General features: G+C 61.8%; 23 protein-coding genes and 1 pseudogene. 14 read left to right on the top strand and 10 right to left on the bottom strand.

What is annotated here, in order from left to right; genetic code table 11:
• The 9 genes and pseudogenes from AC1DWF_RS06220 to AC1DWF_RS06180 form a co-directional block, all read right to left on the bottom strand.
• Positions 1 to 155: pseudogene (locus tag AC1DWF_RS06220) on the bottom strand (amino acid ABC transporter ATP-binding protein); the annotation flags it as partial.
• An 86-nt stretch (positions 156 to 241) separates the two neighbouring features.
• Positions 242 to 1624: an aspartate aminotransferase family protein gene (locus tag AC1DWF_RS06215; RefSeq protein WP_476789320.1), complete on the bottom strand. Its 1383-nt coding sequence runs from the start codon at positions 1622 to 1624 to the stop codon at positions 242 to 244.
• Between the two features lie 142 nt (positions 1625 to 1766).
• The gene (locus tag AC1DWF_RS06210) at positions 1767 to 2441 is read right to left on the bottom strand and encodes a GntR family transcriptional regulator (protein WP_476784427.1); all 675 of its coding nucleotides are present in this window, start codon (positions 2439 to 2441) and stop codon (positions 1767 to 1769) included.
• 29 nt (positions 2442 to 2470) lie between these two features.
• Positions 2471 to 3553 (bottom strand): amino acid ABC transporter permease, encoded by a 1083-nt coding sequence (locus AC1DWF_RS06205; RefSeq protein ID WP_476784428.1) that lies wholly within the window; start codon positions 3551 to 3553, stop codon positions 2471 to 2473.
• Positions 3550 to 4674: an ABC transporter permease subunit gene (locus AC1DWF_RS06200; RefSeq protein WP_476789319.1), complete on the bottom strand. Its 1125-nt coding sequence runs from the start codon at positions 4672 to 4674 to the stop codon at positions 3550 to 3552. Before AC1DWF_RS06200 ends, AC1DWF_RS06205 begins: the two co-directional genes overlap by 4 nt.
• Entirely contained in the window at positions 4671 to 5720 is a 1050-nt protein-coding gene (locus AC1DWF_RS06195; protein WP_476789318.1) for a transporter substrate-binding domain-containing protein, read from the bottom strand. Before AC1DWF_RS06195 ends, AC1DWF_RS06200 begins: the two co-directional genes overlap by 4 nt.
• A 70-nt stretch (positions 5721 to 5790) precedes the next feature.
• A complete protein-coding gene (locus AC1DWF_RS06190) occupies positions 5791 to 7293 on the bottom strand; it encodes an NAD-dependent succinate-semialdehyde dehydrogenase (RefSeq protein WP_476786520.1) in 1503 nt (500 codons plus the stop codon).
• 384 nt (positions 7294 to 7677) lie between these two features.
• Complete coding sequence (locus tag AC1DWF_RS06185; protein ID WP_476789317.1) at positions 7678 to 7869, bottom strand: hypothetical protein; 192 nt, start codon at positions 7867 to 7869, stop codon at positions 7678 to 7680.
• 259 nt (positions 7870 to 8128) lie between these two features.
• Complete coding sequence (locus AC1DWF_RS06180; RefSeq protein WP_476789316.1) at positions 8129 to 9112, bottom strand: aldo/keto reductase; 984 nt, start codon at positions 9110 to 9112, stop codon at positions 8129 to 8131.
• A gap of 190 nt (positions 9113 to 9302) precedes the next feature.
• Between AC1DWF_RS06180 and AC1DWF_RS06175 the strand changes: the two genes are divergently transcribed.
• The 14 genes from AC1DWF_RS06175 (at position 9303) to AC1DWF_RS06110 (ending at position 23850) form a co-directional block, all read left to right on the top strand.
• Complete coding sequence (locus AC1DWF_RS06175) at positions 9303 to 10322, top strand: GntR family transcriptional regulator (RefSeq protein WP_476789315.1); 1020 nt, start codon at positions 9303 to 9305, stop codon at positions 10320 to 10322.
• A 36-nt stretch (positions 10323 to 10358) separates the two neighbouring features.
• Positions 10359 to 11900, top strand: a complete 1542-nt coding sequence (locus tag AC1DWF_RS06170) for an ABC transporter substrate-binding protein (RefSeq protein ID WP_476841520.1) — start codon at positions 10359 to 10361, stop codon at positions 11898 to 11900.
• Positions 11901 to 12107: 207 nt separating this feature from the next.
• A complete protein-coding gene (locus tag AC1DWF_RS06165; RefSeq protein ID WP_476786181.1) occupies positions 12108 to 13088 on the top strand; it encodes an ABC transporter permease in 981 nt (326 codons plus the stop codon).
• Positions 13089 to 13092: 4 nt separating this feature from the next.
• Entirely contained in the window at positions 13093 to 13935 is an 843-nt protein-coding gene (locus AC1DWF_RS06160) for an ABC transporter permease (protein WP_476789313.1), read from the top strand.
• 37 nt (positions 13936 to 13972) lie between these two features.
• Positions 13973 to 14917: a succinylglutamate desuccinylase/aspartoacylase family protein gene (locus AC1DWF_RS06155; protein ID WP_476841519.1), complete on the top strand. Its 945-nt coding sequence runs from the start codon at positions 13973 to 13975 to the stop codon at positions 14915 to 14917.
• Between the two features lie 70 nt (positions 14918 to 14987).
• Positions 14988 to 16019 carry an ABC transporter ATP-binding protein gene (locus tag AC1DWF_RS06150; protein ID WP_476789311.1) on the top strand — a complete coding sequence of 344 codons (1032 nt, stop codon included), beginning with the start codon at positions 14988 to 14990 and terminating at the stop codon, positions 16017 to 16019.
• A complete protein-coding gene (locus AC1DWF_RS06145) occupies positions 16012 to 16986 on the top strand; it encodes an ABC transporter ATP-binding protein (RefSeq protein WP_476786827.1) in 975 nt (324 codons plus the stop codon). Before AC1DWF_RS06150 ends, AC1DWF_RS06145 begins: the two co-directional genes overlap by 8 nt.
• Positions 16987 to 17027: 41 nt before the next feature.
• Positions 17028 to 18257 (top strand): metal-dependent hydrolase family protein, encoded by a 1230-nt coding sequence (locus AC1DWF_RS06140; protein WP_476789310.1) that lies wholly within the window; start codon positions 17028 to 17030, stop codon positions 18255 to 18257.
• 45 nt (positions 18258 to 18302) lie between these two features.
• A complete protein-coding gene (locus AC1DWF_RS06135) occupies positions 18303 to 19469 on the top strand; it encodes a hypothetical protein (RefSeq protein ID WP_476786758.1) in 1167 nt (388 codons plus the stop codon).
• A gap of 378 nt (positions 19470 to 19847) precedes the next feature.
• A complete protein-coding gene (locus AC1DWF_RS06130; protein WP_476786759.1) occupies positions 19848 to 20132 on the top strand; it encodes a DUF2218 domain-containing protein in 285 nt (94 codons plus the stop codon).
• Positions 20133 to 20290: 158 nt separating this feature from the next.
• Positions 20291 to 21196 (top strand): siderophore ABC transporter substrate-binding protein, encoded by a 906-nt coding sequence (locus tag AC1DWF_RS06125; protein ID WP_476789309.1) that lies wholly within the window; start codon positions 20291 to 20293, stop codon positions 21194 to 21196.
• Complete coding sequence (locus AC1DWF_RS06120; RefSeq protein ID WP_476786593.1) at positions 21196 to 22161, top strand: ABC transporter permease; 966 nt, start codon at positions 21196 to 21198, stop codon at positions 22159 to 22161. Before AC1DWF_RS06125 ends, AC1DWF_RS06120 begins: the two co-directional genes overlap by 1 nt.
• Positions 22154 to 23095: an iron chelate uptake ABC transporter family permease subunit gene (locus tag AC1DWF_RS06115; protein ID WP_476786594.1), complete on the top strand. Its 942-nt coding sequence runs from the start codon at positions 22154 to 22156 to the stop codon at positions 23093 to 23095. Before AC1DWF_RS06120 ends, AC1DWF_RS06115 begins: the two co-directional genes overlap by 8 nt.
• Entirely contained in the window at positions 23092 to 23850 is a 759-nt protein-coding gene (locus AC1DWF_RS06110; RefSeq protein WP_476789307.1) for an iron ABC transporter ATP-binding protein, read from the top strand. The genes AC1DWF_RS06115 and AC1DWF_RS06110 overlap by 4 nt, the downstream gene beginning before the upstream one ends.
• A gap of 34 nt (positions 23851 to 23884) precedes the next feature.
• Here the strand turns inward: AC1DWF_RS06110 and AC1DWF_RS06105 are convergent, their stop codons facing one another.
• Positions 23885 to 25084 (bottom strand): NAD-dependent formate dehydrogenase, encoded by a 1200-nt coding sequence (locus AC1DWF_RS06105; RefSeq protein ID WP_476804432.1) that lies wholly within the window; start codon positions 25082 to 25084, stop codon positions 23885 to 23887.
• Positions 25085 to 25131: the final 47 nt, after the last annotated feature.

Here is a 25131-nt window from a genome sequence, read left to right as displayed (position 1 = left end):
CGCATGACGCGCAGGTTGATGTCCTTGAGGACATTGAACTCGCCATACCATTTGTGCATGCCGACAATGTCGATCGCCACATCGGTATCGGAGATGTGCATCTTGGCCCGATCAACCTCGAGATCGTCAGCCCTCACCGTATTTTCCGCAGCCATTTAACCTCCTCGATATTCTCCAGGCTCACTCCGGCGCGGCATGGGCGCGCCGGAGTGAGCAGTCTTTCGCGAACGACGGTCCGCTGTCAGTAGGCTGGCTGTCCGGCAGCGATCCAATCGGCAGCGTCGTTCAAGGTGCGTTCGAACGCCTGCACCATGTCGTCGATCTGGCTTTCCGTGATGATCAGCGGCGGGCAGAAGGCGAGCGTGTCCACGATGTTGCGAACGATCAGGCCGTGGTGATGAGCCCTGGCGAAGACATAGGCGCCGACCTTGCCCGGCTCGGCAAAGCGAGCCTTGGTCGCCTTGTCCGCCACCAGTTCGACGCCGGCAATGAGACCGACGCCACGGACTTCACCCACCAGCGGGTGCGAGGCGAGTGCGCCAAGCCGCTTCTGCAGGATGCGGCCCATCTCGGCGGCATTCTGAACCAGCCCGCGTTCCTCAATGATCGCGAGGTTTTCCAACGCAACGGCGGTGGCGACAGGATGACCGGTGGCGGTATAGCCGTGGCCGAAGGTGCCGATCTTGCCGCTGTTGTCGGCCACCGCCTTGTAGATGGTGTCCGAGATCATGACGGCCGCCAGCGGCTGGTAGGACGAGGTGATCTGCTTGGATAGGGTCATCAGGTCCGGCTTGATGCCGTAATAGTCCGAGCCGAAGGTCGTGCCCAACCTGCCGAAGCCGGTGATCACTTCATCGGCCACCACCAAAATGTCGTTGCGGCGGCAGATTTCCTGGACCTTCTGCCAGTAACCCTCAGGAGCGGGAATGACACCGCCGGCGGCCATCAGCGGCTCACCGATGAAGGCGGCGATGGTGTCCGCACCTTCTTCCGCGATCACTGCTTCGAGCTCGGCGGCCAAGCGGTCGACGAACTGTGCCTCGCTCTCGCCCGGCTGGCCAAAGCGATAGAAATGCGGGCAGGTCAGATGACGGACCGGGATCGCCGGCAGGTCGAAATCTCGGTGATTGTTCGGCAGGCCGGTCAGGCTTGCGGCAGCGACGGTGACGCCATGGTAGCCCTGGGTGCGTGCCAGGAACTTCTTCTTGGCCGGACGGCCGAGCGCATTGTTGTAGTACCAGACCAGCTTGACGATGGTGTCGTTGGCTTCCGATCCGGAATTGGTGAAGAAGACGTGCGACAGCCCTTCAGGTGCCATCTCGGCAAGCTTCTCGGCCAGCTCGATCGAGGGCATGTGCGATTTGTGGGCGAAGGTGTGGTAGTAGGGCAGCTTGTTGAGCTGCTTGGTCGCGGCCTCGACCAGACGCTTTTCGCCGAAACCGACAGCGACGCTCCAAAGCCCGGCGAGACCTTCGAGATAGCGATTTCCCTGATCGTCGAAGACATAGACGCCCTCGCCGCGATCGATGACGATCGGGCCCGTTTCAGCGTGGCGAACCGCATTCGTATAGGGGTGCAGCTGGTGGGCAATGTCGCGGGCGGCAGTGGAATTCGGTCTCGACATGAAAAATTACCTCTGTTGTTTCGGTCGCGGCGGCTCCTTGCCGCAGGACACACGTCGGGGTCGTCGCCCGGCGTGCTGTCGGGCGATCGGGTGGTAAAGCTTTTGCGGGATCGCCCTGTGGGCGTTCAGCTGGGCGGGTGGCTCATGCGCGTTCGTCTTCGGTATGTGCCAGTATTCCAAAGCAGCCGATGATGTCCTGCAACAACGCTGCCCTTGCGGTAGCGCCATCATGCGCAGCTATCGCATGCAGTGCTGCTTCATGTGGCGGGATCGCCTCCTTGAGACGCCCCGGCTCGGCCTTTGCCATCCTGACGGACGGCCCCATGCGCAGCCACAGCGGCTCGATCATGTCGAAGAGGATAGGCGAGTTGCTCATCCGGGCGATTTCGAGATGGAACCGGGCATTGGCGCGGAGAAAATGGCTCGCGTCATTGTTGTTCGCAGCCTTGGCGAGCGCGTTGAAATGGGCCGTCAGTGGTACCATCGATTCAGGCGTCGAATGCTCGGCGGCGCGCTCTGCGGAAAGCCCCTCCAGTGCGACGCGAATATCGCGAATTTCGGCCAGTTCCGACGGCGTCAGGTTGGGAACATAAAATGTCCGCTCCAGCCGGAGCGCACCGATGCTCTCAAGCTTCTGCAAGGCGTCTCGTACCGGCACCGGGCTTGTTCCCAGCGTTGCCGACAGCTTGCGCAAGACAAGACGATCACCGGGGCGGAATTCGCCCGTGATGAGCTTTTCCTTGAGCTGTCGGTAAATCTGCTCGTTGAGCGTATCCTGAACGAGCGATTTATAGACTTGCTTGCGTTCATCAAGCATTTGGCGTTCCTGCCGAAGACATAAGCCTATTACCTGCGTTCATTGGAGAATTCCTGCTCAAGCCGGCGCGAATGCAAGGACAGAATATAGCAGAACACGAAGAAGGCGAAACCGACAGCCAGATAAGCTTCACGATAAAAGCCCATCCATGTGCCATCGGCTATGGCACCACGTGCTCCGCCCAGAACGTCGATAAGGCCGATGATGCTGATCAGCGTTGTGTCCTTGATCGATTCGATGAAGGTATTGATGATTGCCGGCAAAGCAATGCGGAACGCCTGCGGCAGGACGATGAGGCGCGAAACCAATCCATCGTGCAGGCCGAGGCTTTGGGCCGCTTCGGTCTGTCCCCTTGGGACTGCCTCGAGGCCTGAGCGGATTGCCTCGGCAAGATAGGCAGCCTGAAACATGATGAGGGCGATCTGGGCGCGCAGGATAGTGTCGATCATGTTGCCGCCGGGAAGCAGCAGCGGCAGCATTGTCGAGGCGACAAACAGCACGGCAAGCAGCGGCAGTCCGCGCACCACCTCGACATAAGCATCGCAGAAATGCTTCACCGGGGCACTTCTGGAGCGTCGACCCAGTGCAAGCAGCACCGAAAGGGGAAGTGCAAGCACAATGCCGAAGGCCGACAGGCCGACGGTCAACGGCAGGCCGCCCCAGCGACTGGTCGATACAGGTTGCAGGCCGAAGATGCCGCCGGCCATCAAGATGAGGCTGGTGACCAGGACGGCAATCCAGGCGTAGACCAGCGCCGTTCTCCACAATTGCCTGAAGCCGCTGGCAATGAGCACGGCAAGGACCAGAGCAACCGCAAGAGCGGGGCGCCAGTACTCGCCGGCCGGATAGCTGCCGAACAGGATGATGTGGTAGCGCTCGGTCAGCATCGCCCAGCAGGCACCACCTGCCGCGCGGCATTCGTCCGGTGTCGCCGTACCGAAGGTCGCGTCCAGCACCGCCCAGCGCAAGAAGCCCAAGAGCCCATAGCCAAGCAGAAGCACGCCAAGCACGGTGATGACCGCATGTGGCCAGGGCCTGAAGTACGGGCTCAGGCGCGCCTTCAAGGTGGGGCGGCGTCGGCGCGCGACGGTGGCGATGGCAATTTCACTCATAGCTTCACCAGTTGCGCGCGCTTTTCCAGCCGGCGGATCAGGACCGAGGTCACCAGGGAAAGCGACAGGTAGATCAAGAGATAGATGGTCACGGTTTCGATGGCGCGACCGGTCTGGTTGAGCGCGGTGTTGCCGACCGAAACCAGGTCCGGATAGCCGATGAGCACGGCCAGAGTCGTGTTCTTGATCAGGTTGAGATACTGGTTGGCGAGCGGCGGCAGCATCAGCCGCAGCGCCTGCGGCGCCAGCACCAGCCACAATGTCAGGAAGGCGCCGAGGCCGAGCGACGCGGCGGCTTCGGACTGGCCCTTGGGCAAGGCGGCCAAGCTGCCACGCACGATCTCGGCGATGAAGCCGGATGTGTAGAAGGCAAGGCCAAACAGCATCGCCAGATATTCCGGCGTCACGCTCCAGCCGCCACGGAAATTGAAACCGACAAGCGCTGGCCTGTCGAGCGTGACGATGCTGGTGGCCCAAAAGCACAGGCCGACAAATGCCGCCGCGCAACCAGCCAGGGCCAGCTTTCCGATACGTGGGAACAGGCCGGTCTCGCTCTTGGAGCGCAGCGAAAGCCGCCAGGCGAAATAGGTTGCTACGACAAACAGCACCGCCGCAACCAACAGCAGCAGCCCATCGGCGAAGACCGGCAGCGGCACGTAGAGACCACGGCTGGAAAGGAACAGCCCATCCAGCGGGTTCCAGGCCTGTCGCGGCCCAGGCAGGGCACGCACGACGGTAGCGCAAACCACAAGCACCAGCAGCAGCGGAACGTTGCGGGTGAATTCCACGTAGACCTTGGCAAAGCGGGTCAGCAGCGGGTGACCGATCCGCGCGACCAGGCCGATGATCAGGCCAAATATGGTTGCCAGCACGATACTTGCGAGCGCGAGCCTGATGGTGTTGAGCAGTCCGGCGACAAGTGCCCTGAGGTAGGTATCGCCGGAACTGTAGGAAATTATCGACTCACCGATGGGGAACGACGTCGCCTCGCGCAGGAAGCCGAAGTCGATGGTAATGCCTTTGGCTGCGAGATTGGCGGAGAAGTTGTATGACAGCCACGCCACGACGGCGGTGGCTGCCACAACAAACGTCACACCATGGAGACGTTCCCTTTTGATCATCTCAACGGCGCCGCAAACATAAGGCCGCCCTTGGTCCACAGGTCGTTGAGACCGCGATCGAGCTTCATCGGCGAACCCTTGCCAAGATTGCGCTCAAAGCTCTCGCCGTAATTTCCGACCGCTGAAACGATCTGTACAACCCAGTCCTCCGAGAGGCCGAGATCCTTGCCGTTACCGGGCTTGACGCCGAGCAATTGCTGGACTTCCGGATCCTTCGAGGACGAAACCAGGTCCTTCACATTGGCCTGGGTGACTTCCAGGCGCTCGCTCTCGATCAGGGCCGACATCACCCAACGGGCGGTGAGGAAGAGTTCCTGGTCGTCGCCATAGACCGAAGGGGCATAAGGCTCAAGCGTCAGGAAATTCGGGAAGATGATATAATCGTCGACACTGCCATGGGCGACGCGGGAGCCGGCGAGGTTGCCATAATTGCCGCCAAAGGCATCGCAGCGTCCACCGAAGAACGCGGCGTCAAGCTGCTCCCAGGTGCCAAGCACAAGCGGGGTGTATTTGAGGCCGCGCGACTTGAAGAAATTCTCGGTGTTCACCTCGAAGGTCGAGCCCTGAAGAATGCAGACGGTGGCATCGGCCAGTTTTTCGGGGCTGTCGACGCCCAGCGACTTGGGCACCATGAAGGTGTAGCCGTCGAAATAATTGGGGAAGGTGAAGCGAGCGTTCTGACCGCCTTCGCGGTTGAGCGTGGTCGTCGTGTCGTGGGCGAGAACGTCGATTTCGCCGGAAGCAAGCAGGACAAAACGCTCGGAGTAAGACGTCTGCCGGTAGGTAACCTTGCTGGCGTCGCCAAGAATTGCCGCAGCCATCGCCTTGCAAAAATCGATGTCGATGCCGGCGAGCTCGCCGTTGGCGCCTGGTGCCGAGAAGCCTGGAACGGCCTGGCCGACGCCGCAGGTCAGATTGCCCTTCTGCTTGATGGCGTCGAGCACCTTGCCCGCTTGCGCTTCTACTGGAGCGAGCAGCACCCCGGCCATGGCAATTGCGGCAAGACCGCCCAAGGCACCGCCTTGCATCCTCCATGTAAACGTCATCTCATTCCCTCTCTTATTGTTTGATGATGGTGATTTCTTGCGGCTGGGCGCCCATCGCCCGGCCAGAAGCCTAGGTGGCCTGACGGGGATTCTGTGTCAGGCAGATATATTTGAGGTTCAGGAACTCCTCGATTCCGTACTTTGAACCTTCGCGCCCGACGCCTGACTCCTTGATGCCGCCGAACGGGGCGACCTCATTCGAGATGAGCCCTTCATTGACGCCGACCATGCCTGTCTCAAGCGCTTCGGCCACGCGCCACATGCGATCGAGATCACGGGTGAACACATAGGCAGCGAGCCCCGCTGAAGTGGCGTTTGCCGCCGCAATGACCGCATCCTCATCGGTGAAGCGGAACACCGGAGCCACCGGACCGAAGGTCTCTTCCTGCGTGAACAGCATGGTATCGTCGACATTGGTCAGGATCGTCGGCTCGAAGAAAGTGCCGCCGAGCTTGTGCGGCTTGCCGCCGGTGACGAGCTTTCCGCCCTTGGCGAGCGCATCGGCGATATGGCTTTCGACCTTGACCAGCGCTGCGGGATTGATCAACGGGCCCTGCTCGACGTCGTCGGCAAAGCCATTGCCGACCTTCAGCGCCTCGACCGCCTTTTTGAAGCGCTCGACAAAGGCGTCATGGACGGCGTCCTCGACATAGATGCGGTTGGCGCAGATGCAGGTCTGGCCGGTGTTGCGGAACTTTGACGCCATGACATTGTGAACGGCAACATCAAGATCGGCATCGGCGAAGACAATGAAGGGCGCGTTGCCGCCGAGTTCCATCGACACCTTCTTCACTGTCGCTCCCGCCTGCCCCATCAGCAGCTTGCCGACGCGTGTCGAGCCGGTGAAGCTCAGCTTGCGGACGATCGGATTTGTCGTCATCTCGCCGCCGATCGCCTGGGCGTTGCCGGTGACGATGTTGAGGACGCCTGCCGGAATTCCCGCACGCGATGCGAGTTCGGCAAGCGCCAATGCGGAAAACGGCGTGAATTCCGAAGGCTTGACCACCACCGTGCAACCTGCTGCCAAGGCCGGCGCACATTTGCGGGTGATCATCGCACTGGGGAAATTCCATGGCGTGACCGCCGCAACAACGCCGACCGGCTGCTTCAGCACCATGATGCGCGACTGCGCCTTGGGGGCTGGAATGATATCGCCATAGACGCGCTTGGCCTCTTCTGCGAACCACTCGACGAAGGACGCGGCATAGCGGATTTCGCCACGGCTTTCGCCGAGCGGCTTGCCCTGCTCCGCAGTCATGATCCGTGCCAGGTCCTCGACATTTTCGATGATCAGTTCGAACCAGCGGCGCATGATCGCCGAACGTTCGCGTGCGGCAAGCGCCGCCCAGTCCTTGCGCACCCGGTCGGCACTCTTGATCGCTCGCGTGGTCTCTGCCGCACCCATGTCTGGGATGGTGCCCAAAGCCGCGCCGGTAGCCGGATCGGTCACAGTGATCGTGGCCTTGCTGTCGGCGTCGATCCATTGGCCGTCGACATAAGCCTGCTGCCTCAACAGCGACGGATCTGCCAGCCGTCCGATCAGGGAGTGGTTTGAACTCTGATGCAAGGTCATGCGCGAAATGGTCCCGATACTGCTAACATATGAAATCTGACGTTTGATATATCAAACTTCAAACGTCACAATGTCAAGCCGGGTTCTCGCTGGGCTAATGGTTGGTTTGAGTCTGGCTGGGAACTGTAGCTCTGCGACCGAGCCGCTACGCGGCAAGCCTGGCCGGTGCGTCGGGGCTAGCGGCGACCTGTCGACCCGCAGGCGCGCGTTCAACGCTCCAACGGTAGGTCTCGCATGAGCATGCGTGACCTCAGGTGCTGGAGGGCGCTGTTCGGACGTGCGAGCTGGCGGGTTTTGAAACGACCGCGAAACGATGCAGGAGCCGGCGAGCCATCGCTGGCTCTATCCCGCCATATCAGGCGCACGCATGGGCAGTGCGCGTGTTCACCTTTGGGGTCGTGTGCCAGGAAAGGTCACAACCTTGCACTCCTTCTCCACCATGTGTTCGGCGGTCAAGGTGGCATCAATGAGCAAGTTCAAGGCCGCAAGCAGTTTGCGCGTCAAGTCGTCGTCACCGGACAGGTATTTGCATGCCTGCTCGAGATGACGCCGCGCTGTGGCGAAGTCCGATCGCATTCGATCCTCCTAACGCCTCCTCAGCCACAGCATGCTTCACGATGATTGTGAAACCGCCAATAAAATCGCTCGGATTTTAGCAAGATGTGGGGTGGCAAGCCCGCCGAAGGCATGGCCGCCACCCCCGAGCCTGCTTATCGGTGCAAGCGGACAGCAATCACCAAGGCCACACGACGAGACACGCACCGACGCTGGACGCGGGCCTCGGAGCGCCCGAGTTACGGTCGGGCGCCATTGCAGGAGCGTCTAATCGGGCCGATCAGACGTGGCCGGCGACGTTCTTTGCGCTGTAAGGCGCCTCCATCTCGGCAACATCGGCGTCTGTCAGCTTGATATCCAGCGCGGCGAGCGCATCGTTGAACTGATGCAGCTTGGAGATGCCAACGATGGGGGCCGAGATGCCCGGCCTGGAAGCGACCCAGGCATAGGCGACCTGCGCCATCGGCTTGCCATGACGCTCGGCGACCTTGCGAACGGCATCGATCACCGCGTCGTCTTGAACGCGCGACCGATCATAGAGCGCATTGGCCGTACCGTCGGTCTTGGCACGCAGGGTTGCCGCTTCGTCTTCCTTGCGGCGGCCGGCCAAAATGCCGCGCGCCAGCGGGCTCCACGGAATGACGCCGACACCTTCGGAACGGCAGAGCGGCAGCATCTCGCGCTCTTCTTCGCGGTAGATCAGATTGTAGTGGGGCTGCATCGAGACGAACTGCGCCCAGCCATGCTGGCGCTGCAGGCCAATCGCCTTCATGAATTGCCAGGCATGCATTGACGACGCCCCTAGATAACGAACCTTGCCGGCCCGCACCACGTCGTTGAGCGCGTCGAGCGTTTCCTCGAGCGGAGTTTCATAATCGAACCTGTGCAGCTGGTAGAGGTCGATATAGTCGGTGCCCAGGCGCTTGAGGCTGCCGTCGACAGCCTCGAACACATGCTTGCGCGACAGGCCCCGGTCGTTGGGATCGGAGCTCATCGGATTGTAGAGCTTGGTTGCCAGCACCTGCTTGTGGCGTGGAACCAACGGCTTCAGCACCTTGGCCACCACCTCTTCGCTGGCGCCATTCGAATACATGTCCGCCATGTCGAAGAAGTTGATGCCGTGCTCGACGGCCTTGGTGATAACAGGGGCCGACGCTTCCTCATCGAGCACCCAAGGTGCCCATTTTGATGAGCCGAACGACATGCAGCCCAGAGCGATCCGCGAAATCTTGAGACCCGAACGGCCCAGATTGACATATTCCATTAGTACACCTCTTGCGTCTTCGATCTGGCTAATCTTCGCATTTGTTGCCACCGCGAGCCGGAAATGTCCATGAAATTTCGATACGGCGCGCTTTTCCCCCAAAGTCAAAAAATCGTACACAGCCGCAAATTGCTGTCTTGCGCAAAACGACTCTCATGTTATCGTTGAGTGTATCAATTGAGTAGCACACGTGTTTGCAATCGACGCGTCCAGTATCGACAAGTCCCTGCCCGTCCCCGTCGGGACGCAGCTGCACGGCTTGCTCAACTACTCGCTGTCGTTTGGCGACATTCCGCACGGCACGAAGCTGCAGTCCGTTCGCCAGCTCGCAGCCGAGCTCGGCATAGCGCCGATGACGGTTGCGCATGTGTATCAACAACTGCGCGACGCCGGTCTGATCGAGATGCGTCAGGGCCTCGGCGCCTTCGTCGCCCACAAGACCTACAACATCGTTGCCGACAACGCTCCGGCGGCCGCATTGCGCATCGACATTGAGGTCTTGCTGGGCAAGGCCGAGCGTCTCGGCGTACCGACCACGACGCTTGTTTCGATGATCAACGCGCAGTCGCAACTGCGCAAGCCCAAGGCAGGTCTCAATGTGGTCTTCGTGGCCATCTTCGAGGGCCCCGGATACGACTATATCGAGCAGATCCGCCCGGTCTTTGCTTCTGGCGACACCATCTCGCTGCTGACGCTTGACGGATTGCGTGCCGACGAGGCGACGCGGCAGGCCTGCCTGAGCGCCGACCTCGTCTTGACCTTCCTGAACCGCGAAGCCGAAGTGCGAGAGATCGTGCCCGACGCCAATATTCTGGCGTTGCGCTTTCTTCCCTCCGGACAAACCCGGCAGGCGCTGGCGGTGCTCGACCCGCGTTCGCGCGTGGCCGCAATCGCCCAGCTTCAGGACTACATCGCGGTCATGCGGCCAAGCGTGCGCGAATATGCGCCGCATGTCTCCGAGATCAAGGTCACATGGTCGGCGGCACCCGATATTCGCGAAATCATCGCTGGCTCAGATGCGGTCGTCTACGCCACCGGCGCCGACCACATCGCCGAAATGGTGCGGCCCGGCATCCCATGTTTCGAATACCGGCATGCGCCCGATCCGGCGTCGGTCGAAAACCTGCTCGTTCCTTATCTGAGCGAGCTCAGGCAGGCGAAAATTGCCGGAAACGAGCATGGCTCCAGCGAGCCGGCCGCAGGCAAATGAGCTGAACACAGACACTCAAAACAAGAAGGTTGGGGAATGAAAACGTTTTTATCGACTGTAAGCGCCGTCGGCCTGGCACTGGCCGTATTTTCAGCTGGCTCCATGGCGGCGCAAGCTGCGGGAACTCTTGTCGTTGGGACCGACGTCGACGCCGGCACGCTTGACCCGCGCCTCGCCCGCGATTCCACCGCCTACCGGGTCGCAGATCTGGTCTATGCAGGCCTGGTGCACATCACGCCCAAGCTGGAACCGGTGCCCGACCTGGCCGAAAGCTGGGAGACCCCGGACCCGCTGACGTTCATCTTCAAGCTGCGCCCCGGCCTGAAGTTTTCCGACGGTTCGCCGCTGACGGCCGATGACGTGGTCTTCACCTACTCGACCGTGCTCAACCCCGAATTCAGCTCGCCCATCCGCGCCCTGTTCACGCCGGTCAAGGCAGTCACGGCCGTCGACGCACAGACCGTGAAGTTCGAGCTCGCCGCCCCTTACGCGCCGCTTCTCACCTATCTCGATGTCGGTATCATCTCAAAGAAGGCCGCCGAAAGCGGTCAGGACATCTCGACCAAGCCGGTCGGTGCTGGCCCGATGAAGCTCGCCTCCTGGAACCGTGGCAGCGACATTACGCTGGAAGCCAATCCCGACTATTGGCGCGGTGCGCCAACCATCGACAAGGTCACCCTCAAGGTGATCGGCGACAATTCGGCTCGCGCCCAGGCTTTTGAAGCCGGCGACCTCGATGTCATCCAGTCGCCGCTTTCGCCGCAGGACATCACGCGCCTTGCCGGCGACGAGCGCTTTGCCAACGTCAAGATGGCCGGGCTCGGGGTCACCTATCTCAACTTCAATGCGAAGGACCCGCTGCTTGCCGATCCCAAGATGCGGCAGGCCCTGTCGATGCTTGTCGACCAGCAGACCATCGTCAACGACATCTACCAAGGCGTAGACCAGGTCGCTTCATCGCTGATCCTGCCCTCGTCCTGGGCCTATTCGGCCGATATCAAGCAGCCGACCTTCGACGTCGAAGGTGCTGTGAAGCTTCTCAACGAGCTCGGCTGGAAGGACACCAATGGCGACGGCATCCTTGACAAGGACGGCAAGCCGCTGACGATCACCCTTGCCACCCACAGCGAGGACCCCAACCGGGTACAGGCGCTCGAATTCATGCAGGCCRTGTTCCAGCAGGCAGGCGTGGAAGCAAAGGCGCAGATCTCCGACTGGCCGAGCTTTTCCACCAACTATGTGCAGCAGGGCAAGCATCAGATCGCCCTGCTCGGCTGGCTGAACATCGTCGATCCGGATCGCCTGATGTACGCCCAGTTCACCACTGGCGGCCCAACCAATTGGGGCGGCTACTCCAACGCGGAAGTCGACACCCTGCTCAACGAGGGGCGCTCGACGCTTGATCAGGCCAAGCGCACCGAAGTCTACCAGAAGGCCGCGACCATCCTGGCCAAGGACCTGCCCTACTTCGTCGTCTCCGACCAGGGCTACCAGATGTTCTACCAGAAGAACCTGCCGACCGAGGTCCAGGCGACACCGCGTGGCTATCTGCGCGGCCTGATCGGCCTCAACGACTAAGCCGATAGCGTCGGCCAACATCGCGCAAGTGCGTTGGCCGACCGCTTCTTTGGTGACTGGCAAATTCTGCGAAATCCGTGCGGCGCGCAGGCGCTGCACGGGCCGGGAAATGGCTGCCTCGCGCCTCACGCGAACACACAGCAATGGTCGTCGCCTGATGGGCGGACAAACCGCCTTCAAATGGCTTCGGACAAAGGGACCGACCACATGATCGCTTACATCATACGCCGGCTGCTACTGCTGATCCCGCTGGCCATCGGCATGGTGGTGGTCACCTTTGCGCTGCTGCTGATCATTCCTGGCGATCCAGCCTCCGTGCTGCTCGGACAGGAAGCGACGCCGGAAGCCATCGCCACGCTTCGCGCCAATCTGGGGCTGGATGATCCTTGGTACATCAGGCTGTGGGACTATTTCGCAGCCCTCTTGCATGGCGACATGGGACAATCGATTTTCCAAAACCAGCCGGTCTCCACAATCATCGCCGGACGCCTCGCCGCAACGATCGAACTGGCCGTGGTCTCGCTGGTGCTGGCGACCATCCTGGGCCTGGTGCTCGGTGTCATCTCCGCCATCTGGCAAGGATCAATCGTCGACACCGCAACAATGCTGCTCGCCCAGCTCGGCGTTTCGATGCCGGTCTACTGGCTCGGTCTGCTGCTGATGCTGCTGTTTGCCGTCAATCTCGGCTGGCTGCCCGCCATCGGCCGTGGCGAGCCGCTGCTCGATGCGCTGGGCGCGGCCCTGTCGGGACGACCGGAGGTGCTGCTTAAATCGCTCTCGCATATTGCGCTGCCGGCATTCGCGCTGGCGGTCAATTCCGCCGCTATCATCTCCAGGCTTGTCAGGGCATCGATGCTCGAAATCCTGCGCGAGGACTTCATCCGCACCGCCTATGCCAAGGGCCTTCGCCGGCCGCGCGTCATTGTCCGCCATGCGCTGCGCAATGCGCTGCTGCCGGTGCTCAGCGTCATCGGCCTGCGCTTCGGCGCGCTTTTAGGCGGTGCGGTGCTGACCGAAACGATTTTCGCCTGGCCAGGACTGGGACAGCTGACGATCGCGGCGATCTCGCAGCGCGACCTGCCGCTCATCCAGGGCATCGTGCTGACCTTCGCGATCATCTTCGCGCTGGTCAACCTGATCGTCGACCTCCTTTACGCGGCGGTCGATCCGCGCATTCGACTGGGATAATCCGATGCAGCTACCCAAAGCCCTACGCAACACATCCCTGGTCGTTGGCGCGGCAATCACACTGACGATCGTCCTACTGGCGATCTTTGCGCCGGCCATTGCAACGCATGGCGTGGAACAGATGGACATGCGCAACCGCTTCGCGGGGCCGTCGTTCCAGCATTGGCTCGGCACCGACAATTTCGGGCGCGACCTGTGGTCCCGTCTGATCTGGGGGGCGCGCGTCTCGCTCACCATCGCCATCATCGCCGTCGTATGCTCGGTCATCATCGGCACGATCGTTGGGCTGGTCGCCGGCTATTTCGGCGGCTGGGTCGATCTCGTACTGATGCGGATCACCGACATCTTCCTGGGCGTGCCGGCCATCGTTTTGGCCTTGGCCATCGTTGCCATCCTCGGGCCGGGCGTCATGAATGTTGCGCTCGCGCTGATCGTGGTTGCCTGGACCGAATATGCGCGGGTCGTTCGCGCCACGACATTGGTGCTGCGCGAACAGAACTACGTGCAGGCAGCCCGCGCGCTCGGTGCGCGGCCCTCCCGCATCCTGTTCAAGGAAATCCTGCCGAACACGCTTGGCCCGATCATCGTGCTGGCGTCGCTCGGCCTGGGCACCGCCATCATCGCGGAATCCGCTCTGAGCTTCCTCGGCTTCGGCCTGCCGCCCCCCACGCCGACCTGGGGATGGACACTCGCCTACGGCACGAAATTCATTCGTGACGAACCGTGGCTTTCCATCATTTCGGGCGCGACCATCATGATCACCGTGCTGGGGTTCAACCTTCTCGGCGACGGCCTCAGGGACGTCCTCGACCCCCGCCAGCTCTCCCGTGGCGGCGGCAAATCCTGACCCACTTACTCAAAGCCTACATGCAAGGAAAATAACAATGGTCAAACAAATCAATGTGCTGACGCCCAAGTTCACCACCCATGCGGACGGCAGCAACGCCGTGCTGTTCATGAACGAGCTGGTCGGTGAACAGGATGGCCCCACCATTGGTCTGTCCGCCTCTATCCACGGCAACGAGAATGCTGGTTCGCAGGCCATGCTCGAGCTGTTCCGGGTGCTGATGGACACGCCGCTCAAGGGCCGCATCCTGATGCTTCCGGTGGCCAACCCGCGTGCCATGGCGCTCAATCGCCGCTTCACGCCGCTTGATGAACTCAACCTCAATCGCGAATTCCCGGGCAACGCCAGCGGCACCTACTCCCAGCAGCTGGCCAAGGCGATCAGCGATCACTTCCTGGAAAAAATCGACCTTCATATCGATCTGCATTCCGGCACCGACCGCCCGACCGTCGACTATGTCTACATCCTGAATGACGAGCCGCTGTCGCGCGCCTTCGGGTCGAAGGTTCTCTATCGCCCGACGGCTTCGAAGGAAGGGACTTCCTTTGACGGCACCACCAAGGCGGTGACCGTGGACAAGCGCGGTATTTCATCGGTGGTTGTGGAGCTGGGCGGCGGCATCGTCGACCAGACGCCTTATGTCCAGCGCACCGTCGACGGCGTGCTAAACATGCTGCGTCACCGCGGCGTCATTCCAGGCGATGTCAAGCCGCAGCCCAAGCAGATCGTCGTCAATGAAATCGCTGGCATCCGACCGACCCAGGGTGGCTGGCTCGAGCCTTTGTGCCCGGCACTTGGCGAAACGATCAAGAAGGGCGATCTGCTCGGCCGCGTCGTCAGCCCCTATTCGTTCCAGACGCTGGAAGAGATCCCGACCCCTTACGACAACGGGATCATGATCCTCTCGCATCTGTCGCGCAATCTGGTCGAGTCCGGCGACTACGGCTTCATGGTCGGCAATCTGGAAAGCRCCACCGACTGACGGGTGAAAGTCCGGCAAGCGGGGAGCGCACCTCGCGCGCTTCCCGCTCACCAACAAGGAACGAAGCAAGATGAGCCACACGTCAGCCGCCAGTTCTCAGCCAGTGCCCGGCAGGTCGGATCAGCCTATCCTGACAGTCAGCGATCTGGAGATTCGCATTCGAACCGGACAGGGTTCGTTCGCGGTCGTGTCCGACATGGCCTTGTCGGTTGCGCCGGGCGAAACGGTCTGCATCGTGGGCGAGTCCGGTTGCGGCAAGTCGATGACGGCCCTGTCGCTGCTGCGCCTGCTTCCCGAAGCCGCAAGCGTCACTGGCGGCAGGATCGAGATCGACGGTGTCGACCTGCTCAAGCTTGATCAGCGAACCGTCGAGGACTATCGCGGCGAAAAGATCGCCATGATCTTCCAGGAACCGCTGACAGCACTCAACCCTGTCTTGACCATCGGCGAGCAGATCGCCGAAGCCGTGCGCCAGCATCGTAAGCTTGGCCGTCGCCCAGCGTTCGAGCGCGCGGTCGAGGCGCTGCGTCTGGTGCAGATGCCCGATCCGCAACGTCGGGCCCGGCAATATCCGCATGAGCTCTCGGGCGGCATGCGCCAGCGCGCGATGATCGCCCTTGCGCTGGTATGCGAACCGCGCATCCTCGTCGCCGACGAGCCCACCACCGCCCTCGACGTGACCATCCAGGCGCAGATACTAGGGCTCATTTCCGACCTGCAGAAACGTCTTGGCACCGCACTGGTGATGATCACCCATGACCTCGGTGTCGTCGCCGAGATCGCCGATCGCGTCGTGGTGATGTATGCCGGCCGCCGGATCGAGGAGGCGTCGGCCAACGACCTCTTCGACAATCCGATGCACCCATATACGCTGGGCCTGCTCGGCGCCATTCCGCGCTCGCACGCCGGTGCCAAGGTCGGCGAGCGGCTGGTCGATATCTCAGGCACCGTCCCCCCGCTCTGGGACCTGCCCAAGGGCTGTGCCTTTGCACCGCGTTGCCCGAAGGCTGCTCCGCGCTGTCATCAAGAACGACCGGAATTCGAAGAAAAGCAGCCTGGCCATTTTGCCGCCTGCTGGGAGGTCACTCATGCAAATGGCTGAAGCATCCGGACCGCTGTTGGCGGTCAAGGACCTGCAGGTTCACTTCGCAATTCGCAAGGGCGTGTTCAATCGTGTGGTCGGCGCCGTGCGCGCCGTCGATGGCGTAAGCTTTTCGTTGCGGCGCGGCGAAACTCTGAGCCTGGTGGGCGAATCCGGCTGCGGCAAGTCCACCACCGGGCTCGCCCTGCTCGGCTTGCTCAAGCCCAGTGGCGGCCAGGTCGAGTTCGACGGCCAGATCGTTCGTGATTTCCGTGGTTCAGCGCTCAAATCCTACCGCAAGCGCGTGCAGATCATCTTCCAGGATCCGTTCTCGTCGCTCAATCCGCGTCACCGGGTTCGCGACATCATCCGCGCACCGCTCGACATCCACCAGGTAGGCACGCGGGCCGAACGCGACACACGCGTCGCCGAGCTTATGGAGCGCGTCGGGTTGCGTCCCGATCAGGCCGGCAATTTCGCGCACCAGTTCTCCGGGGGCCAGCGCCAGCGCATCGGCATCGCGCGCGCCCTTGCGCTGAACCCGGACATCATCGTCTGCGACGAGCCGGTTTCAGCGCTCGACGTGTCGGTGCAAGCTCAGATCCTCAATTTGCTATCGGACCTGCAACGCGATCTCGGCGTCGCCTTCCTCTTCATCTCCCATGACCTTGGCGTCGTCGAATATCTCTCTCATCGCGTCGCCGTCATGTATCTCGGCAAGATCGTTGAGATCGCCGACAAGGCGGCGATCTTCGCCAACCCTTCGCACCCCTACACCGAACTTCTCATCGGCTCGGCACCGTCGCTCGATCCGCGCAACCGTCATCAGTTCAAAGCGTCCAACGACGACATTCCAAGCGCCACAAACAAGCCGTCCGGCTGCTCGTTTCACACGCGCTGCCCGCTTGCGACCGATGCCTGCCGCAAGGCCGAACCGGAACTGAGACTGCGCGACGACGGCCGCATGCTGGCCTGCCACCACCGATAGAACGCCTCAACTGCTGACCAATAACCTGCTGAAATGATCCCATGACCCAGAGCTACATATTCACCGGCGGCAAGGTTCTCGATGCCGCCAAGGGCGTCCTGCTCGACGGACTGTCCGTGCTTGTGCGCGACGGCAGAATTGTCGAGGTCGCCTCGTCCATCGCCGCCCCCGCCGACGCGGTCGAGGTAACACTTGGCGGCAAGACGCTGATGCCAGGCCTGATCGACTGTCATGTGCATGTGGTAGCGGAATCCCTCGACCTCTGGTCAAACGCCATCGCACCGTCATCTCTTGCAGCACTGCGCTCGGCGCGGGTGATGAACGAGGCGCTGATGCGCGGCTTCACCACCATGCGCGATCTTGGCGGCGCCGACCACGGACTGGTGCGCGCCGTGGAAGACGGGCTGATCGATGGCCCAAGGCTTGTGATTTGCGGCAAGGGCTTGTCGACAACCGGCGGTCACTGCGACTTGCGCCCGCGCACTGACGATCGCCCTGGCATCATGTCGGATCGCCTGGGGTCGATGGGTATTCTCGTTGACGGCGTCGACGACGTTCGCCGGGTGTCGCGCGAAATGATCAAGGGCGGCGCGCGCTTCATCAAGGTCATGGCCAATGGCGGCGTGTCCTCGCCGAACGATCCGATCCACTCGCTGCAGTTTTCAAGAGATGAACTGGCTGCGATCGTCGAGGAGGCGGAGAATGCCGGCCTCTATGTCTCGGCCCATGTCTACACCGACGCGGCGATCCGCCGTGTCGTCGAGCTCGGTGTCCATTCGCTCGAGCATTGCAACTTGATCACCGCCGAGACCGCCAGGCTTGCGGCTGACAAAGGCTGCATCGCCGTGCCAACGCTGGTTGCCTATGACGCGCTGGCGCTCGACGGCGAGGAACTCGGCCTGGGCGAGGCTGAATTCGCCAAGATCGAGGTGGTGCGCCAAGGCGGCTTGCGCTCGCTTGAGATCATGCGTGACGCCGGCCTGCCCATGGCTTTCGGCTCCGACCTGCTCGGGCAGCTGCGCAAATATCATTGCATGGAATTCGAGCTGCTCGCCAAGGTGCTGACGCCTGCCGAGATCATCCGCTCGGCGACGATCGTTGGCGCCGAGCTTTGCCAGCTGGAAGTGGGCGTGATCGCAGCGGGTGCCTTTGCCGATCTGCTCGTGGTCGACGGCGATCCGCTGACCGACATCGCGCTGCTTCAGGATGACGGCGCGCATCTGAGCGCCATCATGGCCAATGGCCGGTTCGTCAAGAACCGCCTTCTCTAGTTTCAACCCGGCCGCTGTGCCCGCCACCAGATTGTGAGACATGTCATGCAGTTGGGAAAAGAACTGGCCGCGATCACGGCGGGAATAGACCAGCTCTACCGCAACACGCCGCGAAGCGACGGCTTCCTCGATCGCGAGGGTCTTGTTCCGGTTGCTGTAGCCGATATCGAGCCGGTGACCCTTCGGAGCTATGACGAGGCGGTTCAGGCGCTTCACGACCTGAACGCCCGCTTGCCGCAGGAGGCTGAAAGTGCGCTGCGGCTGAGCTACCTCGGCGAAATGATCGACTCGCTTCAAGCGCTGCTGATCACGTTTCAGGAAAAGCAGATTTCCTTCGCCGATCGTGTCCGCCGACAGCTCGGGGTCGACACGCAGATGGTCAACCAGTCGATCCTGCATGGCTATGCGGTCACGATCCGGGAAAGGCTGGATGAGCTCGGTTATCGCGGTTCCTCGCTGACGGAAGACGTTCGACGCTGGGAACAAGACAATCGTGTCGCCCCAAGTGCTGTTCTCGACGTGCTGCGCGGTTATGGCGAGGAGGCACGCCGGCGCACCAGTGCCTTGATGTACGACATGGGCCAGGAATGGCTCGAACCGGTGGCGGTCGAGAACGTGCCGTTTTCGGCCTATTGCGATTACCCGGGACGGCAGCTTTTGCTCAATCTGGACTTTCCCTACACGCCTTACGCGCTGAAGCATCTGGCGTGCCACGAGGCGTTCCCCGGGCATCTTGTGCATCTTGCTTTGCGGCAACGCTACGTCACTGAGGGCAGCATGCCGCTCGACGGCGCGCAGGTGGTGACGAGTTCGGCAAGCAGCGCCCTGTTTGAGGGCATCGCCGACAATGGCCTGTTCTTCCTCGATTGGGTCGACACGCCAGCCGATGAGCTCGCCGTCGCCTTGCAGCGGTTGCGCAGCGCACTGCGCTGCAACGCGGCCTGGATGATGCACGACCAGAACATGAGGCTTGAGGACATCGCGCCGATCATCGCCGAAGCTGGGTTTCAGAGCCTGGAGACGGTGAAGGGCCGCCTGTCGTTCCCGAACCACAATTTGCGGGCACCTTTTGTCTATGCCTACTGGTGTGGCGAAGTGGCGGTTCACGATGTGTGGAAGACCATCGAGCACGAGCGCCGCGCCGAGTTTTGGCACTATCTCTATGCCAACATGCACACGCCGACCACGCTTCGAACCTTCTGGAATCAATAGCCGCCAACCTTGTCGTAACCTGGCTAGCGCGCTTGCTGTTTTCGCGGCCGAATCGAGCATCACCTGATACGTCAGGTGTGCCGGCGGCGCGACACCGCCAATGAGGACGTCACCTCGCGAAATTGTGCGCTGGAACTTCGACAAGCGAACTGACCCGGGCCCTTCCGATGCTCTCCACACGGGCACTGGACTGCCCGTTTCGCAAGGGCTGAGACATGTCGGTCATGTCCGCCGCCTTCGCGGCCGGCTTTTCTTGATTATAATAGTCAACAATGTTAGACGCCAGCTCACTAGGGGCAGCTGGCGCGATCTACTACGTCCATTCGTACGCGCGGCGATCCAAGGGTGCCTGCGCAGGTCAACGACGGAGAAAACAACATGGTTGAAACGACAGGACGGTTCGAGACCGAGCACGGTGCCAAATACCTTACCCAGCTGTGCAAGCATTTCGCCCATAAGATCGAGGTCACCTACGCCGAACGCCATGGCGAGTGCCACTTTCCGTTCGGCAACGCCGTACTTGACGCCGACGACACCGCCTTGACGATCCAAGTGGTCGCGCCAGACGCCGAGCAATTGGCGCGCGCGAAGTCAGTGATCGACGATCACCTCGCGCGCTTCGCTTTCCGCGAGCCCGGCCGCAGCATCGCCTGGAGCGCTTGAGGCTGCTTGTCGCAGGGTGTGGCACAGCGGCGATAAAGTCTCCGTGAATGCCTGCCCAAGTCTTGTTTTACACAGCCAGCTTCTGGTATGCGCAAAACCGGAGTATTTTACGAAGGTTTTATGAAGCCGACGCCATCAGGCAAAGACGGAGACAAAGCATGAAGTATGTTCGGGTCCTGGCCAATCTTGTGGCAGCCCTCGCGATAGCGACGGCACCAGCGGTTGCGGCTGAAATCAACACCGCGACGGGTCCGAAAACCATCGACAAGGTTCCCGCCAGGATCGCCGTCTACGACATCGCCGCCATCGACACGCTCAACCGCCTCGGCATCCAGCCTGTCGGCGTCCCCAACAAGCTGTTCGTGCCTGAACTTGCCGATGTCGCCAAGGGCGCTACGGTCGTCGGCACGCTTTTCGAGCCTGACCTCGAGGCGCTGAACGCACTTGCGCCTGACCTTGTGATCGTCGGCGGACGTTCGTCGGCAAAGGCCGAAGCGACCGCTCGCGTTGCCCCCACCATCGACATGACGATGAATGGCGACGACCTTGTTGCCCAGGCCAAAGAGCGGCTTGTGGCCTATGGGGCACTCTTCGCCAAGGCCGATGAAGCCGCCGCTGCTGGCAAGGAACTTGACGCTGCCGTTGAAGCCGCCCGGCAGGCCGTGAAAGGCAAGGGCAAGGCCCTGATCCTGATGACCAACGGCCCCAAGATCACCGCCTATGGCCCCGGCTCGCGTTTCGGCTGGCTGCATAAGACGCTCGAACTCGAGCCCGCGGTAGCCAATGTCGAGGCGGCCAACCATGGCGAGGCCATCGCGTTTGAATTCATCAGCAAGGCCAATCCTGATTGGCTTCTTGTGCTCGACCGCGCAGCGGCAATCGGTTCCGGCGAGCAAGGCGCGAAGGCGACGCTCGACAACGAGCTGGTTGCCCAGACCACCGCCTGGAAAAAGGGCCAGGTGATCTACCTGCCTTCATCCGACTTCTACATCGCTGCAGGCGGTGTTCAGTCCACCCATAGAGTCCTCAAGACAATCGAAGAAGCCTTCGCCAAGGCGCAGTGATGACACTGGCAATGCCCTATGCCAGGCTGGTGGTCGCCACCAGCCTGGTCGGGCTTTTCGCGCTGAGCCTCGGTGTCGGTGTCGATGATTTTTCACTCGGCAAGGACTTTTCCGATGCAGGGGCGCTTGAACTGCTTCTGGTCAGCCGCCTGCCCCGGACGCTGGCGGCGGTTCTCGTCGGCGCGGGGCTGGCGATTGCCGGCCTCGTCTTGCAGATCCTCGCGCGCAACCGGTTTGTCGAACCGACGATGACGGGAACTGGCCAAAGTGCAGCACTTGGCATCCTGGCGGTGACGATGCTGTTTCCGTCGGCGTCGATCGGCGTCAAGACACTTGCCGCAAGTGCCACAGCGCTCGCCGGAACCTCCGTTTTCCTGTCCATCGCCCACCGGCTGCCGCCGACGCAGCCCTTCCTCATTCCGCTATTTGGCCTTGTCTATGGCGGCGTCATAGGTGCTGCCGTGACCTTCATCGCCTGGCAGGCGGACCTGCTGCAATATGTCGATATCTGGACCAACGGCGAATTCTCCGGCGTGCTGCGCGGGCGCTACGAGCTTTTGTGGATTCTGGCGGCGATGGTCGCGCTTGCCTGGTGGATCGCCGACCGGCTGACCATCGTGTCGATGGGGCGCGAGGTCAGCGTCGGGCTTGGGCTCAACTATCAGCGCATCGTCCAGCTCGGGCTGGTCATGGTCGCAGTGATCTCGTCCTTGGCCGTGGTCGTGGTCGGCATGATTCCGTTTGTCGGCCTTGTGGTGCCTAATCTCATCTCCCGGCTGATGGGCGACAATCTGAGGAGCGCCCTGCCCTGGGTCGCGATTTCAGGCGCGGCACTGGTGCTCGCTTGCGACATCGTTGGCCGCGTCATCCGCTACCCCTACGAAATCCCTGTCGGCACGGTTCTCGGCGTGGTCGGTTCGGGGCTGTTCCTGTGGATCCTGTTTGGGCGGACTGCGCGTGCCTGACAAGCGATTGTGGATACTTGGCGCGCTGGCCCTTACTGCGGCCGTCGCCTTCATGACCGTCGGGCTGCGCGGCAACATCGCCTTCGCGCTCGAGCTACGCACATTGCGGCTGCTCACGCTGGTGCAGGTCGGCGTGGCGATCGCCGTCTCGACCGTGGTGTTCCAGACAGTGACGGCAAACCGGGTGCTGACGCCGCAGATCATGGGGCTCGATGCGCTTTACCTGTTCGGCCAGATGGTTCTGGTCGTGGCGCTTGGCAGAGTCGGATTTGTCGCGCTCGACCCACGCATGAAATTCGCCGGAGAAGCCTGCCTGATGATGGCCATGGCGTTGCTGCTGTTCATGCCCATGCTCAGGCGGCGCTTCGACGTCGGGCTGCTGCTTTTGACCGGGGTCGTGCTCGGGGTGCTGTTTCGCAGCCTCGCTTCGCTGATTGCGCGCCTCATCGACCCCAATGAATTCGCCGTGGTTCAGGGCGCGAGCTTCGCCAATTTCAACACCGTGCGCCCCGACCTGATGGTCATCAGCCTTGTCGTCACGGTGATCGCCACAGTGATCACCTGGCGAAAGCGTCATCTGCTCGATGTGCTGGCGCTTGGTTCCGACAGTGCAATCGGGCTCGGCGTCAACTGGACCCGGGCGCTGACCGGCCTCTTGATGCTTGTCGCGGCACTCGTAGCTGTATCGACGGCCCTGGTCGGCCCCGTCACCTTCTTTGGATTGCTGGTGGTTGCGCTCGCCGAGCGCATCATCAACAGCCGGCGTCATCACCTTTTGCTGCCCGCAGCGATGCTTACGGCGATCATCGTGCTGCTTGGCGGCCAGATGCTGCTTCAGCATGTGCTGGGGGGCGCCTCGACACTGGGTGTCGTCATCGAATTCGTAGGGGGACTGGTGTTCCTGGCCATGCTGATCACAACGAGCAAGCGATGATCGAGATCAAGAATGTTTCGCTTAGATATGGCGACACGCAAATCCTGAGCGATGTTTCGCTGACCATGCCCAAGGGCGGAGTGACGGCACTTGTCGGACCCAATGGTGCCGGCAAATCGAGCCTTTTGTCGCTGATCGCGCGGCTGCAGCCTCTGCAGAGCGGCGCGATATCCGTCGACGGCCTGCCGGTGGACACCACGCCAAGTCGCCGCCTCGCCCAGACGCTCGCGATCCTGCGCCAGGACCCTGCCGTGGCGAGTAGGCTCAGGGTGCGCGAACTCGTCGGCTTCGGCCGTTTCCCGCATCAAAATGGCAGCATCGACGCGCACGACAAAAGCTTGATCGACGCAGCGTTGCGGCAGTTCAACCTGGAAGAGCTGGCGGACCGCTTCCTCGACAAGCTTTCCGGTGGCCAGCGCCAGCGCGCCATGGTCGCCATGGCATTCTGCCAGGGCACCGACTACATGCTGCTCGACGAGCCGCTGAACAATCTCGACATGCTGTTTGCCCGCCAGCTGATGCGCGACCTGCGTGCGGCGGCCGACAACGACAAACGCACGGTGATCGTTGTCTTGCACGACATCAACCAGGCCGCCGTCTATGCCGACCGGATCGTCGCTATGAAGGCGGGACGGATCGTCGCTGACGGTTCACCGGCCGAGGTGCTGCAGCCCAGCGTTTTGGCCGAAGTCTTCGGCTACCACATGAATGTCATCGACGTCGAAGGCGCCCCGTTGGTTCTGCATCACCGCTAGCGATTGCCTGCGCGAAACAACTCGTCCCGTGGGCTCACCCCTTGAAGCGCGCCGCTTCTTCCGAACCGCGTGTGGCGTCGCCCGCGCTATAGGAATGGGCTCCGGCACCGGCGAGCTTGCCGCCGTCGACGATCAGATATTCCTCGCGGATCGGCCGGCCTTCGAACCAGCATTCCAGGATTTCGCGGGTGCCGGCGGCATAACGCGCCTGGGCGGAAAGCGACGATCCGGAGATGTGCGGTGTCATGCCGTGATGGGGCATCGATCGCCATGGATGGTCCTTGGGCGCTGGCTGCGGGAACCAGACGTCGCCGGCATAACCGGCGAGTTGGCCGCTCTCCAGTGCGCGGGCGACCGCGTCGCGATTGCAGATCTTGCCGCGCGCCGTGTTCACCAGATAGGCACCGCGCTTCATCCTGGCGATCATCGCCGCGTCGAAGAGATTTTCAGTCTCGGGATGCAGTGGGGCGTTGATCGTCACCACATCGCAGACAGGCACCATTTCAACCGCTGATCTGTGGAAGGTCACGCCCAGTTCCTTCTCGACCGCTTCGGGCAAGCGRTGGCGGTCGGTGTAGTGCAGCTTGACGTCGAACGGCTTCAGCCGGCGCAGCACGGCACTGCCGATCCGGCCAGCACCCACGGTTCCGATCTGCATGCCTTCGACATCGTAGGAACGCGCGACACAGTCGGCGATGTTCCAGCCGCCCTTCACGACCCATCCGTAGGAGGGGATGTAGTTGCGCACGAGCCCGAGGATCATCATCACCACATGCTCGGCGACGCTGATCGAGTTGCAATAGGTCACCTCGGCGACCGTGATTCCGCGATCCATCGCCGCCTGCAGGTCGACATGGTCGGAGCCGATGCCKGCGGTAATCGCAAGCTTCAGCCGTTTGGCCTTGGCGATCCGTTCCGCAGTCAGGTAGGCCGGCCAGAACGGCTGCGAGATGACGATCTCGGCATCGGCGAGTTCACGTTCAAAAACGCTGGCCGGGCCGTCCTTGTCCGACGTCACAATCAGACCGTGTCCAGCACCTTCGAGAAATTTCCGCAAGCCCAGTTCGCCCGACACGCTGCCGAGCAGCACGCCTGGTTCAAAGTCGATCGCCTTGGGCGTGGGCAGCGTCTGGCCGCCGGGATAGCGGTCAAGCCTGGGGAGGCCGTCCCGCGCATATCGCTTGGGATAACCGTCGACCGGATCGTCATAAAGGACGCAAACGACCTTTGCCATTTCCTATCTCCCTTCGTCTGACAGGACGAGGAAGACGCTCGATGCTC

The organism is Aminobacter sp. P4_D5 (genome assembly GCF_056401815.1).
Note: the sequence above shows the minus strand (reverse complement) of the source record. Positions and strands in the feature narration are given on the sequence as shown.

What these genes read in the sequence shown, in the direction of transcription:
- AC1DWF_RS06150 (WP_476789311.1), top strand. Translation starts at nt 14,988, where the DNA reads ATGAGCCACACGTCAGCCGCCAGTTCTCAGCCAGTGCCCGGCAGGTCG.
- AC1DWF_RS06125 (WP_476789309.1), top strand. Translation starts at nt 20,291, where the DNA reads ATGAAGTATGTTCGGGTCCTGGCCAATCTTGTGGCAGCCCTCGCGATA.
- AC1DWF_RS06180 (WP_476789316.1), bottom strand. Translation starts at nt 9,112, where the DNA reads ATGGAATATGTCAATCTGGGCCGTTCGGGTCTCAAGATTTCGCGGATC.
- AC1DWF_RS06210 (WP_476784427.1), bottom strand. Translation starts at nt 2,441, where the DNA reads ATGCTTGATGAACGCAAGCAAGTCTATAAATCGCTCGTTCAGGATACG.
- AC1DWF_RS06120 (WP_476786593.1), top strand. Translation starts at nt 21,196, where the DNA reads ATGACACTGGCAATGCCCTATGCCAGGCTGGTGGTCGCCACCAGCCTG.
- AC1DWF_RS06205 (WP_476784428.1), bottom strand. Translation starts at nt 3,553, where the DNA reads ATGAGTGAAATTGCCATCGCCACCGTCGCGCGCCGACGCCGCCCCACC.
- AC1DWF_RS06160 (WP_476789313.1), top strand. Translation starts at nt 13,093, where the DNA reads ATGCAGCTACCCAAAGCCCTACGCAACACATCCCTGGTCGTTGGCGCG.
- AC1DWF_RS06185 (WP_476789317.1), bottom strand. Translation starts at nt 7,869, where the DNA reads ATGCGATCGGACTTCGCCACAGCGCGGCGTCATCTCGAGCAGGCATGC.
- AC1DWF_RS06140 (WP_476789310.1), top strand. Translation starts at nt 17,028, where the DNA reads ATGACCCAGAGCTACATATTCACCGGCGGCAAGGTTCTCGATGCCGCC.
- AC1DWF_RS06165 (WP_476786181.1), top strand. Translation starts at nt 12,108, where the DNA reads ATGATCGCTTACATCATACGCCGGCTGCTACTGCTGATCCCGCTGGCC.
- AC1DWF_RS06195 (WP_476789318.1), bottom strand. Translation starts at nt 5,720, where the DNA reads ATGACGTTTACATGGAGGATGCAAGGCGGTGCCTTGGGCGGTCTTGCC.
- AC1DWF_RS06135 (WP_476786758.1), top strand. Translation starts at nt 18,303, where the DNA reads ATGCAGTTGGGAAAAGAACTGGCCGCGATCACGGCGGGAATAGACCAG.
- AC1DWF_RS06215 (WP_476789320.1), bottom strand. Translation starts at nt 1,624, where the DNA reads ATGTCGAGACCGAATTCCACTGCCGCCCGCGACATTGCCCACCAGCTG.
- AC1DWF_RS06200 (WP_476789319.1), bottom strand. Translation starts at nt 4,674, where the DNA reads ATGATCAAAAGGGAACGTCTCCATGGTGTGACGTTTGTTGTGGCAGCC.
- AC1DWF_RS06110 (WP_476789307.1), top strand. Translation starts at nt 23,092, where the DNA reads ATGATCGAGATCAAGAATGTTTCGCTTAGATATGGCGACACGCAAATC.
- AC1DWF_RS06130 (WP_476786759.1), top strand. Translation starts at nt 19,848, where the DNA reads ATGGTTGAAACGACAGGACGGTTCGAGACCGAGCACGGTGCCAAATAC.
- AC1DWF_RS06190 (WP_476786520.1), bottom strand. Translation starts at nt 7,293, where the DNA reads ATGACCTTGCATCAGAGTTCAAACCACTCCCTGATCGGACGGCTGGCA.
- AC1DWF_RS06145 (WP_476786827.1), top strand. Translation starts at nt 16,012, where the DNA reads ATGGCTGAAGCATCCGGACCGCTGTTGGCGGTCAAGGACCTGCAGGTT.